This window comes from Amycolatopsis minnesotensis (genome assembly GCF_039529815.1).
GTDB classification, from domain to species: domain Bacteria; phylum Actinomycetota; class Actinomycetes; order Mycobacteriales; family Pseudonocardiaceae; genus Amycolatopsis; species Amycolatopsis minnesotensis.
The window spans coordinates 1-10,828 of the sequence record NZ_BAAANN010000084.1 but is presented as its reverse complement, the minus strand read 5'-3'; the positions used below and the strand labels follow the sequence as shown (position 1 = coordinate 10,828).

General features: G+C 69.1%; 11 protein-coding genes. All 11 read right to left on the bottom strand.

Translation table 11 applies throughout. The features are described from left to right. Nucleotides 1–159: 159 nt before the first annotated feature. A complete protein-coding gene (gene serC / locus ABD256_RS43560) occupies nucleotides 160–1,287 on the bottom strand; it encodes a phosphoserine transaminase (RefSeq protein ID WP_344432197.1) in 1,128 nt (375 codons plus the stop codon). A 137-nt stretch (nucleotides 1,288–1,424) separates the two neighbouring features. Next, nucleotides 1,425–1,997 (bottom strand): TetR/AcrR family transcriptional regulator, encoded by a 573-nt coding sequence (locus ABD256_RS43555; RefSeq protein ID WP_344432195.1) that lies wholly within the window; start codon nucleotides 1,995–1,997, stop codon nucleotides 1,425–1,427. An 11-nt stretch (nucleotides 1,998–2,008) separates the two neighbouring features. Continuing rightward, the gene (locus ABD256_RS43550; RefSeq protein WP_344432193.1) at nucleotides 2,009–3,145 is read right to left on the bottom strand and encodes an agmatine deiminase family protein; all 1,137 of its coding nucleotides are present in this window, start codon (nucleotides 3,143–3,145) and stop codon (nucleotides 2,009–2,011) included. 141 nt (nucleotides 3,146–3,286) lie between these two features. Further along, nucleotides 3,287–3,547, bottom strand: a complete 261-nt coding sequence (locus tag ABD256_RS43545; protein ID WP_344432191.1) for a DUF397 domain-containing protein — start codon at nucleotides 3,545–3,547, stop codon at nucleotides 3,287–3,289. After that, nucleotides 3,534–4,409, bottom strand: a complete 876-nt coding sequence (locus tag ABD256_RS43540; RefSeq protein WP_344432189.1) for a helix-turn-helix domain-containing protein — start codon at nucleotides 4,407–4,409, stop codon at nucleotides 3,534–3,536. Before ABD256_RS43540 ends, ABD256_RS43545 begins: the two co-directional genes overlap by 14 nt. 130 nt (nucleotides 4,410–4,539) lie before the next feature. Then, nucleotides 4,540–5,892 carry a serine hydrolase domain-containing protein gene (locus tag ABD256_RS43535; RefSeq protein WP_344432187.1) on the bottom strand — a complete coding sequence of 451 codons (1,353 nt, stop codon included), beginning with the start codon at nucleotides 5,890–5,892 and terminating at the stop codon, nucleotides 4,540–4,542. Between the two features lie 638 nt (nucleotides 5,893–6,530). Then, nucleotides 6,531–7,148: a response regulator gene (locus tag ABD256_RS43530; protein ID WP_344432185.1), complete on the bottom strand. Its 618-nt coding sequence runs from the start codon at nucleotides 7,146–7,148 to the stop codon at nucleotides 6,531–6,533. Continuing rightward, nucleotides 7,145–8,332, bottom strand: coding sequence for a sensor histidine kinase (locus ABD256_RS43525; protein ID WP_344432183.1), 1,188 nt, complete (start codon nucleotides 8,330–8,332; stop codon nucleotides 7,145–7,147). The genes ABD256_RS43530 and ABD256_RS43525 overlap by 4 nt, the downstream gene beginning before the upstream one ends. Beyond that, entirely contained in the window at nucleotides 8,311–9,141 is an 831-nt protein-coding gene (locus ABD256_RS43520; protein ID WP_425546621.1) for an ABC transporter permease, read from the bottom strand. Before ABD256_RS43520 ends, ABD256_RS43525 begins: the two co-directional genes overlap by 22 nt. Then, a complete protein-coding gene (locus ABD256_RS43515) occupies nucleotides 9,138–9,971 on the bottom strand; it encodes an ABC transporter ATP-binding protein (RefSeq protein WP_344432181.1) in 834 nt (277 codons plus the stop codon). The genes ABD256_RS43520 and ABD256_RS43515 overlap by 4 nt, the downstream gene beginning before the upstream one ends. 79 nt (nucleotides 9,972–10,050) lie before the next feature. Continuing rightward, a complete protein-coding gene (locus ABD256_RS43510) occupies nucleotides 10,051–10,641 on the bottom strand; it encodes a TetR/AcrR family transcriptional regulator (protein WP_344432179.1) in 591 nt (196 codons plus the stop codon). Nucleotides 10,642–10,828 lie beyond the last annotated feature (187 nt).

The following is a 10,828-nucleotide window of genomic DNA, read 5'->3' as shown; positions in this document are numbered from 1 at the left end:
GACACTCACGCCGCTGAAGGCCCCCTGCAGGGCACCAGCACGGAAACGAGAAAGAGCCGCGAAATCCCAGCCCATTCCCCCAAGGGCACCTTCAGGGCATGCGAAACGGCCGCCGACCCCCAGGAGAAGGAGGCGGCGGCCGTCGGGAACAGAAAAGTGTCAGGAGAGCTTGTCCACTACGAACTCGATGCACTGGGTCAGTGCGGTGATGTCCTCGGGGTCGATGGCCGGGAACATGCCGACCCGAAGCTGGTTGCGGCCGAGCTTCCGGTACGGCTCGGTGTCGACGATCCCGTTGGCGCGCAAGGCTTTCGCGACGGCGGAGGCGTCCACCTCGTCGGCGAAGTCGATGGTGCCGACGACCTGCGAGCGGTGTGCGGGGTCGGTGACGAACGGTGTGGTGTAGCTCGTCCTTTCGGCCCACTGGTAGAGCCTGCTCGACGAGTCGGCGGTGCGGCCGGTGGCCCAGTCGAGGCCGCCGTTGCCGTTGATCCACTCGATCTGGTCGGCGAGCAGGATCAGCGTCGCCACCGCGGGGGTGTTGTAGGTCTGATCCTTGCGCGAGTTGTCCAGCGCGGTGGTCAGCGACAGGAACTCCGGCACCCACCGGTCGCTCGCGCCGATTTCGCCGATCCGCTCGACGGCGGCGGGCGAGGCCAGTGCCAGCCAGAGGCCGCCGTCGGAGGCGAACGACTTCTGCGGGGCGAAGTAGTAGACGTCGAAGTCCTCGGCCTTGACCGGCAGGCCGCCCGCACCCGAGGTGGCGTCGATCGCGACGAGCGCGCCGTCGCTGCCCGCGGGGCGCCGCACCGGCACCGCGACGCCGGTGGAGGTTTCGTTGTGCGCCCAGCCGACCAGGTCGGCGCCCGGCTGGTAGGCGATTTCCGGGGCACTCCCCGGTTCTGCCTTCACCACGTGCGAATCGGCGAGGAACGGCGCGCCGTTGGTGACGGTGGCGAACTTCGACGAGAACTCGCCGTAGGTGAAGTGCTGCGCACGCTCGCGCACGAGGCCGAACGCGGCCGCGTCCCAGAACGCGGTGGTGCCACCGTTGCCGAGGATGACCTCGTAGCCCTCGGGGAGGGAGAACAGCTCGGACAGACCCGCGCGCACCCGGCCGACCAGCGACTTGACCGGCTTCTGCCGGTGCGAGGTGCCGAAGTAGGTGGCACCGCTGGAGGCGAGGGCGGCCAGCTGCTCCGGGCGGACCTTGGACGGCCCGCAACCGAAGCGGCCATCGGCCGGCTTGAGTTCGGCGGGAATGGTCAATTCAGCTGCGTCGGTCATGTGGCCAGTCTCTCAGCCGAGGACGACCGGGTTCCCGCCGGTGTGTCCCGACTCTCAGCAGGTGGACCCGAAATCGTGACGTCATCACACGTTTGAGCAGGATGCGGTTCTGGAAGTCGGGCAGGATGCCCGACTTCTCACTTGCTGGGAGGGCCCAGTTCGGCGGTGATCGCGCCGTCGAGCAGGTCCCGCGCTCGCTCGAGTGTGACGGAGCCGCTCAGCCAGCGCTCGCTCAGCCCTTCGACGAGCGCGGTGAGCCGTTCGGCCGCGTCGGCAGGCGAGGTGTCCGGTTTCGCGAGACCCGCGCCCTGTGCTTCGCGGATAAGGGACTCGACGTCCTCGGACCAGGCCAGGGTGCTCGCGCGCAGTGGCTCCCGCAGGTCGTCGGAAAACACCGCGCTGGCGCGCAGTTCGCCCCAGGCGACGCTGTTGTCGCGCACTTCGTCGGTGTCCTGGAGTTCGAGCACGAGCACCTGTTCCAGCCGGGCGCGGGGATCCCGCGCGGCGACCTCGGTGTAGCGGACCGCCCGGTCGTTGACGTGGTCGAGCGCGCGGCGCAGCACTCCGGCGCGGTCCTTGAAGTGGTAGTAGATCAGCGCGGTGGACACCTCGGCCTCGGCCGCGAGCTTCTCGACGCGCAGGCCGCGCACACCGTCCTGCGCGATCACCCGCACCGCGGCTTCGAGGATCTGGGTCTGGCGGTCGGACACGGGACCCCACTTTACGGTTTCCGGACCGGCTCCTGCTGGGTGGTGCAGTGGATGCCACCGCCACCCGCCGCGATGCCGTCGATGTTCAGCTGCACGACCTTCCGGTCGGGGAACAGGCGCTCGAGAGTGGCGCGCGCGGCCGAATCCGCTTTGGCGTCCCCGAATTCGGGTGCGATGACGCCACCGTTGCACACGGAGAAGTTGATGTACCCGGCGGCGAAGTCCTCGCTGGCGAACTCGGGCCGGACGGTGCGCGGGCCTTCGATCACCACCACCCGCAGCGGGCGGCCGTTCGCGTCGGTGGCCGCCTTGAGGATGGCGAGGTGCCGTTCGGTGACGTCGTGGTCGTAGGACTCCGGGTCGGTGTCGAGCCCGGCCACGACGACTCCTGGACCGGCGAAGCGGGCGTAGAAGTCGGTGTGGCCGTCGGTGATATCGCGCCCGGCGATTCCGGGCAGCCAGATGATCTTCTTCAGCCCGAGCAGGTCCGCGAGCTTCGCCTCCACGTCCTGTTTGGACAGTCCGGGGTTGCGGTTTTCGTTGAGCACGCAGCTTTCGGTGATGATGGCCGTGCCTTCGCCGTCGACCTCGATGCCGCCGCCTTCGAGCACGAGATCGGTGTGCACGGTCTCGGCGCCCGCGCGGCCGGTGACGAACCGCGCGACCTTCGCGTCCCGGGGATGTCCCTGTTTCCCGCCCCAGCCGTTGAAGTTGAAGTCGACCCCGGAGATGCCGTTGTCGCCGCTCACGAACACCGGGCCGGTGTCGCGTATCCACAGGTCGTCGAGTTCGGCCGCGACCAGCTCGACGTCGGCGTCACCGACGAGCCCGCGCGCCAGCTCCAGTTCGTCCTGGCGAACCAGCATCGACACCGGTTCGAACCGCGCGATGGCGGTGGCGATCGCCGCGAGATTTCGTTGCACGACGGGCACCTGCGCCGGTTCCCACACCCGATCGCTGACCCCGAACGCCATCCAGGTCCGCTTGTGCGGCTGGCCCTCCTCGGGCATCACGCGCTTCGGCGCGGGGCCGCCACCGGCGGGCGCGGGCTTGCCGTCGCCACCGGCCGGGGCCTCGCTGCCGCATCCGGTGGCCAGCGCGCCAGTAAACAGGGAGATCCCCACTTGCACGAACCGACGGCGTCGCATGATGTCCTTCCGCCTCGCGGCGATCTCGGTGACTGACTCTCACCTGGGACAATACCCTAACTGAATTTTCAGTCAAACTGGCGGACGGGGTGGTGTCGGGGAAGTGGTTGGACGCGATGCGTCTTGAGGTGACCGGGCGAGCTACCGGGCGATGGGCACTGCTCGGACCTCGGTCAGGAAGGCCCGCCAAGGGCGAGAGTCGATGCGGAGGCTGCCTCCGTTGCGCTGCTTCGTATCCCGGACCAGGATCGCAAACGGGGAAGTCCCCACTTCGACGCACTCGTTGTTGCCACTGGTGTAGCTGCTCGTCCGCCAGTCGACACCCACTTCGACGCACGCGCCGTTGGCGTTCGTGTAGCTGCTCGTCCGCCAAACGACTCCACTCGGCTCAACTGCGCTCATCGGAGTCCTCTCCGTCCTGGTACAGCTCGATCGCCAGGTTGCCGATCAGGTCTCTCGATTGTGCCTCGGGCAATGCGAGTTTCGCTAGGGCCGTACGGATTCGCCGGAAGACCGATGTCTCATCCCTCTCCTCGATGAACAAGCTCGAAACGTGGTTCTCCAGATACGCCACCGGTCGGATATCGGCGAATTCGAGCAGTGTGAACGGACCACCGGTACCTATGTGCGCCCCGGCTTCCGTAGGGATCACTCGGAGCGAGACGTTTGAGCGGACTGACATGCGTAAGAGGTAGTGCAACTGCTCGGACATCACGACCACGCCGCCGATGGGAAGTCGTAGCACCGACTCGGCAACGATGAAGGTGAAGTTGGCAGCCCTCGACCTGCTGAAGATGCTTGCCCGTGCCAGCCTGGCCGCGACTCGCTCTTCGACTTCATCCGCAGGGATGTTCACGGCATTGGCGATGATCTCGCGGGCGTAACCACCGGTTTGAAGAGAGCCAGGCACGAGCAGCGGTGAATATTCGAACACGGCCGTGGCCTTGTCTTCGTGGTCCAGGTAGGTGCGGAGGTGCTTGGGCAGGTGCGAGCCGTAGCGCTGCCACCAGCCCGGCTGGTTCGCTTCCCGGCAGAGCGCGATCAGCCGCGCGTGCTCCTTGCCGCCGACGCCGCAGAACCCCAGCAGGGCCGCCACGTCCGACTCCCGCGCGGTGCGTTTGCCGCTGAGCATCCGCGAGACCTCGCTCGGCGACCACTCCAGCCGGTGCGCGAGTTCCTTGCCGGTCAGCCCCGCCTTCTGCAGCGCGGCACGAAGCGCTTCGCCGAGTTCCCGGCTGCGCACGGTGGTCTCGTGATCGGTCATGGCGCCAAGCTAAAGCGACCGCGCGGTGGTTCCGGCGCGAAACACGGTGCTGCCACCGGAAAGAAGCAGCCCGTGCCCGCGTCTCAATTCCTTCTCGAGCCCTTCTCGAGGCTCGTAAAGCTCTTTCGAATTACTCGGCGCGCCACCCGGATGGGTCAACGCCGCCGGGGATGGGGGCGTCGGTGTCGTACGGGCGGCGGCTGAAGATGAACGTCCCGAGGTCCAAGTGCACCGGAGTGCCGTCCGAGGAACGGTGCACGCGCAGGGTTTCGCCCGCGTAGTAGCCGTCGAGGCCGAGCCAGTCCTCGCCTTCGACGTGCCGGAAGCGCGACGCGCGGCCTTCGCCGTTGGCCGGGGCCAGGTTCAGTTTGCCGTCGGCGAGCACGCGCAGGTGGTACGGCGTCACGCCCCAGTGCCACAGGCCGGTCAGCGCGAGCAGTGCGGGGTCCACTTCGGACGGTCGCCATTCGGCCGGCAGTGCGGGTTCGAGGCGTTCCACCAGGTCGATCAGGTCGATGGCGAGGCGGACGATGCCGACGCCCGCGGTCGAGTTGGCCATGGCGACCGCGCCGGTGCCGGTCGTTTCGTCGACGAGCGAGGTCGCGAGGAAACCGGGCATCGAGCCGCTGTGCCCGGCCAGCCGCCTGCCGTTGAACCGCATGAGCTGCAGGCCCAGGCCGAAACCGCTGTTCCACGTGTCGGCGTCGTCGACGGTGGCCAGCGCGCGCATTTCGGCGACGGTGTCGGGGTGCAGCACGTCGCCGGTGTCGCCGCCGACGAACGCGGTCCAGCGCGCGAGATCGGGGACGGTCGCCCACAACTGGCCCGCCGGTGCCATCCCGCCCGCGTCCGGGTGCGGCTCGGGCAGCAGGACGTCCGCGAACGGGTGCACCGCCCAGCCCTCGGCGTGCTCACCGGTGGGGTGCGGCTCGGTGCGGTCCATGCCCAGCGGGAACAGGACCTCCTCGCGCAGCGCTTCGAACCAGCCCTTGCCGCGGATGCGCGCGACGAGTTCGCCGAGCGCGCCGTAACCGACGTTCGAGTAGTGGAACCGGCTGCCGGGGCGGTGCTTCAGCTCGGTCGCGGTGAGGCTCGTGTCCAGTGCCGCCCAGTCGCCGCCTTTCGCGCGCTCCCACCAGGTGCCAGGGGATTCGGCGGTGACGCCGCTGGTGTGCGAGAGGAGCTGCGCGATCGTCAGATGCCCCAGCGCGGTGCCCGGAACGTGCTTTTCGAGCGTGTCGGTGAGGTCGACCTTGCCTTCGTCGCGCAGCCGCAGCACGAGCGCGGCGACCATCGACTTCGTGATCGAACCGAGCCGGTACTGCGTGCCGTTCCCCGGCCGCTGCCCGCCGACGAACCCGCGCGCACCGGACCAGACCAGTTCGCCGCCGCGGACCACCCCGGCCACCAGCGACGGCGCGCGGCTGCCCGCCTGCTCGGTGGCGATGCGGTGCAAGAGCGCGGTTTCAGTCGAAGCCTCCATGCCCCGCATTCTGCCTGCCGCCCGGCACGCGGCTACAGCAGCCCGTGGCGCGCGGGCGTGGTCACGGCGGCGGCTCGGGCGGACACGGGGAGTCCGCCGCAGCGGACGGACGCGGCGGCTGGAGCCTGGCCCGAAGTCCCCGAAGGCGACCTTCAGGGACGCCTACGCCCTGAAGGTCGCCTTCGGGGCATAAGCATCGCCGTGCCGCACGCCGCGAGGGCCGAGTTTGTGGCGTTGGATTCCCTGAAGGTCGCCTTCGGGGATTGTGCGGGGGTCGCCTGGATGAGGGAGAGGGTGAAATGGGCGCTCGTGCCCCGAACCGGGGGCCTTCATGGACGCGATTGCTGTGGACGTGGCCTTCGTGGGCCTGCTCGGTTCCGGGTGGATGCCCTGAAGGTGCCCTTGGGGGAATCTGATGCCGTGAAGGGCGCCTTCAGGGCATCAGCAGCATCACGCTCCGCGCCGTGAGGGGCGAGATTGGGGCGTCAGATGCCGCGAAGGGCACCTTCAGTCGTCTGTGTCCCCTGGCGGGGACGTCCTGCCAGGGGTGAAAATAGGGGCGCGCCTCCGCTGGAGGGGCGATCCTGCTGTGCCCGGCGAATCTGCTTGTTTACGAGCCAGGGCATCGAAAAGGGCGGCTACAGCAGGCCGTGTCGCATGGCGGTGGTCACGGCGGCGGTTCGGTCGGACACGTCGAGTTTGCCGAACACGCGCAGCAGATGGGTCTTCACGGTGGCCTCGCTGATGTGCAGCGCGCGGCCGATGTCCGCGTTCGTGCCGCCGTTCGCCACCAGCTTCAGCACCTCGACTTCGCGTGCCGAAAGAGCCGGCGTGGCGGGTTGCCGCACGCGCCGCACGAGTTTCCCGGCCACAGACGGTGCCAGCACGGTTTCGCCGCGTGCCGCCGCGCGGATCGCGTTCGCCAGTTCGGTTCGCGAGGCGTCCTTCAGCAGATAGCCTGCGGCGCCCGCTTCGACGGCGCGCAGGATGTCGGCGTCCGTTTCGTACGTCGTGAGAACCACGACCCGCCGTCCGGGTGCGTCCGCGAGGATCCGCTTGGTGGCCTCGACGCCGTCGAGGCCGGGCATGCGCAGGTCCATCAGCACCACGTCGGGTTCCTTCGCGGCACTCAGCACCACACCTTCGCCGCCGCTGTTCGCTTCGCCGACGACCGTGAGGTCTTCTTCGGCTTCCAGCATTCCGCGCAGGCCCTCGCGGACGACGGGGTGGTCGTCGACGAGCAGGATCGTGATCACACCGGCACCTCCAGCTCCACCGTCGTCCCGTCCTCAGGTCCACTGTGGATGGTAAGTGACCCGCCCGCCTCGGTGGCCCGGGCCCGCATCCCGTCCAGGCCGTAGCCGGTGTGCCCGGACGAAACCTCGAACCCGGCGCCGTCGTCGCGGACGGTCAGGCGGATCGAGCCGTTCGCCACCCGGAGCCGGATCGCCACCGCCGAGGCGCCCGCGTGCTTGCGGACGTTGGTCAGCGCTTCCTGTACGCCGCGCAGGAGCACCACCTCGGTGGCGGTCGGCAGCTTCGGCAGCTCGCCGATCTCGCAGGTCACGTCCATTCCGGACTCGTCGAGCCGTGCCGCCTCCCGCCGCATCGCGGCCTCCACAGTGGACGATCCGAGCGCGGCTGGCGTCAGCTCGGCGACCATGGCCCGCGCTTCCGCGAGGTTGTCCCGCGCGGTGCGGGCCGCCAGTGCGAGATGCCGCTTCGCCGCGTCCGGGTCCCGGTCCATTTCGGACTCGATGGCCTGCGCGAGCGTCACGATGCTGGTGAACCCCTGCGCGAGCGTGTCGTGGATTTCCCGCGCGAGCCGCTCGCGTTCGGCCGCGGTGCCCGCTTCCCGCGACAGCCGCGAGACCTCCGCCTGGCTCGCTTCGAGCTGGTCGATGAGCTGGGCGCGCTCCTTGCTTTGGCTCACCACTCGCTCGATCCACGGCCCGACGAACGCGGCGAACAGCACCATCAGCCCGGTGAACGGGATCAGCACACCGAGATTCGGGTCCATCGCGACGCCGAAGTGCACGATGATCGAAAGTGGCGGGACCGTGGTCATGAGCACGGTGATGGTCACCGCGAGCCGGACGGGGGCCACCATGAAGAGCATCGAACCGGTCGCGAAGAGCGCGAACCCCGCCGACGGCCGCAGCATGATCGCCGCGACGGAGGCGACGACGAGCACCACCACGAACATCGCGCGCCGCGTGCCGCCGATTCCCTCGTGCTCGACACGCCTGCCGACCGTGACGTAGGCCAGCGCGGTGACCGCGACGAGCGCCAAGCTCCAGTACCTGGCCCCCGGCACGGTGTCTTCGGTGGTTTCGGTGGCGACGACCGCCGCGGTCGCCGCGTAGACGATCACGAAGAACACGTCCCACAGCCAGAACCAGCGCCTGGTGGCCTCGGTCATCGCTCGCGGTTCGTCCACCGGAAGGTCAGCGCGCACAGTGCCAGCCCCGCGACGCACCAGGCGCCGAGCACCAGCGCCACCGTGCCGAGTTCCCATGACCCCGCCATTTCGTAGCCGGACATCTCCGCCGGCAGGAACACCGAGCGGAAGCCCTGGCAGATCCACTTCACCGGGAAGAACGAAGCGATGTCGACCATAACCTTCGGCAGCGCGGTGATCGGCGTGACGAACACGCCCGAGATGAACTGCAGGCCGATGAAGACCAGGTTCATCACGGCCGTTGCCGCGTTGACCGACCGGGCGATCGCGCTCAGCGCGATACCGAGCAGTGCGCAGGCGAACGTGCCGAGCACGAACACCCACGCGAAGGTGAGCCAGTTCTCCGCGCCGCTCGGCAACTCCAGGCCGAACATGGTGATCGCGACGACGAGCATGAGCACCGCTTCGGCCAGGCTGGCCACCGCGACCTGGACGACCTTGCCGATGAAGTACGCGGCGGCGGGGATCGGCGTGCCGCGCAAGCGTTTCAGCGCGCCGCTTTCCCGGTCGGCGACCACGCCGATGCCCATCGAGTTGAACGAGGTCGAGATGATGCCTGCCCCGACCATGCCGGCCGCCAGCACCTGGCTCGCGGTGATGCCGGTGCCCTCGTAGACGCCCTTGAAGATCGAGCCGAGCAGGACCATCAGGAACGCGGGCAGCGCGAAGGTGAACGCCACGTGCTCCTTCTGCCGGAAGAACTGGGCGAGTTCGACGCGGCCCCTGGCGAGGCCGAGCCGGAGCGTGCCGGGCAGGGCGGTGGTGGCGGGCGGGGCGATCGTGGTCACCGGTTTTCTCCGATCAGGCCGAGGTAGACGTCTTCGAGGCTGGGGCGGGTGATGGTGAGGTCGGTCAGCTCGCCGTCGGTGCTCAGCTCGCGGACCAGGCGGGCAGGCGTCGTGGTGCGGACGGCCCGCGGGCCGCGCGCGTCGGTCCAGCGCACGGTCGCCTCGGCTCCCGCGCGCCCGCCGAGCGTGGCGGGGGTGCCCTCGGCGACGAGCACGCCGCCCGCGATCACCGCGACGCGGTCGGCCAGCGCCTCGGCCTCGTCGAGGTAGTGGGTGGTGAGCAGGATCGTGGTGCCCTCGCCGGCGAGCGAGCCGATCAGCGCCCAGAACCGGCGCCGCGCTTCGGGATCGAAGCCGGTGGTCGGCTCGTCGAGGAAGACCAGCTCGGGCCTGCCGATGATGCCGAGCGCCACGTCGAGCCTGCGCCGCTGGCCGCCGGAAAGGTCGCGCACCTTCGCGCCCGCCTTCCCGGTGAGCCCGACCAGCTCGATCACCTCTCCGGGATCGCGCGGGTCCGGGTAGTAGCCCGCGAAGTGCCGCACGGTTTCGGTGACCGTGAGGGAGCCGACGTCATCGGAGGACTGCAGCACGATGCCGAGCTTCGCCCGCCAGGCGCGGCCGGCCGTGCCGGGATCTTCACCGAGTACGCGTGCCTCACCCGCGGTTCGCCCGCGGTGGCCTTCCAGTATTTCCGTCGTGGTCGTCTTGCCCGCGCCGTTCGGCCCGAGCAGCGCCAGTACTTCGCCGTGGTCGATGTCGAGGTCGATGCCGCCGACCGCGACGTGTCCCGCGTACTCCTTGCGCAGTCCGCGCACCTTCACTGCTGTCATGCGTAGAGCGTCCCGCCGGGACGGGGGTCCTCGGGACGACCGGGGAGTGGAATCCGGCTGTCCACCGATCGGTGGACAGCTAGCGCGGGCCGAGCAGTTCCCGCAGCGCGAGGTCGAGCGATTCGAGCAGGCGCGGTCGCGCTTCGACGTCGATGAGCATGCGGTTCGCGAAGCCTTCGGAAAGGGCGAGCACGGTGTCGGCGAGCTGTTCCGCGTCGATGTCGTCGCGGACGTCGCCCCGCTCCTGGGCCTGCCGGAGGAACCCGGCCGTCATCCCGTGCAGCTCGCGGTAGCCGTCGCGGAGGTGCTCGCCCCACGACGGCACCACGGCGGCGCGCGCGGTGAACGCGAGCACCACGATCACCTCGGCGCGCACCTGCTCGTCGAGCGGCATGGCGGCGATGACCAGCCGGTGCAGCACCGCCAGCAGGTCGCCCGCGTAGTCCACTTCGGACCAGCGTTTTTCCAGGTAGTCGCCGGTCAGGTCGAGCGCGAAGTAGTACAGCTCTTCCTTGGTGGAGAAGTACTTCTGGACCGCGCCAGCGGAAAGGCCCGCTTCGGCCGCGACGGTGCGCACGCTGACCGCCTCGGTGCCTTCGCGCGCGACGAGCCGCAACAGCGCTTCCGCGATCTCACGGCGGCGCTCGGCCTTGTCGACGACCTTCGGCACCCGCACATCCTAGGGCCTGTATCGAAGTGGCGAAGCCACTTGAGTGGGCCGTCAACCGGCACCGCCACGCAAAGCACTTCGAAACAGTCTCTAGTAGTGCTTTGTTAGGTTCGTTGCGGGTTGTTGTGGTGTAACGGTTTCACGGTTTGGTGGCAGGTCAGGCACACGCCGGTCCAGGTCGCGAGGA

Bases quoted from the DNA above. Each gene is read 5' to 3' on its own strand.
- ABD256_RS43515 (WP_344432181.1), bottom strand. From the start codon at position 9,971: ATGACAGCAGTGAAGGTGCGCGGACTGCGCAAGGAGTACGCGGGACAC.
- ABD256_RS43545 (WP_344432191.1), bottom strand. From the start codon at position 3,547: ATGAGCGCAGTTGAGCCGAGTGGAGTCGTTTGGCGGACGAGCAGCTAC.
- ABD256_RS43535 (WP_344432187.1), bottom strand. From the start codon at position 5,892: ATGGAGGCTTCGACTGAAACCGCGCTCTTGCACCGCATCGCCACCGAG.
- ABD256_RS43540 (WP_344432189.1), bottom strand. From the start codon at position 4,409: ATGACCGATCACGAGACCACCGTGCGCAGCCGGGAACTCGGCGAAGCG.
- serC (WP_344432197.1), bottom strand. From the start codon at position 1,287: ATGACCGACGCAGCTGAATTGACCATTCCCGCCGAACTCAAGCCGGCC.
- ABD256_RS43550 (WP_344432193.1), bottom strand. From the start codon at position 3,145: ATGCGACGCCGTCGGTTCGTGCAAGTGGGGATCTCCCTGTTTACTGGC.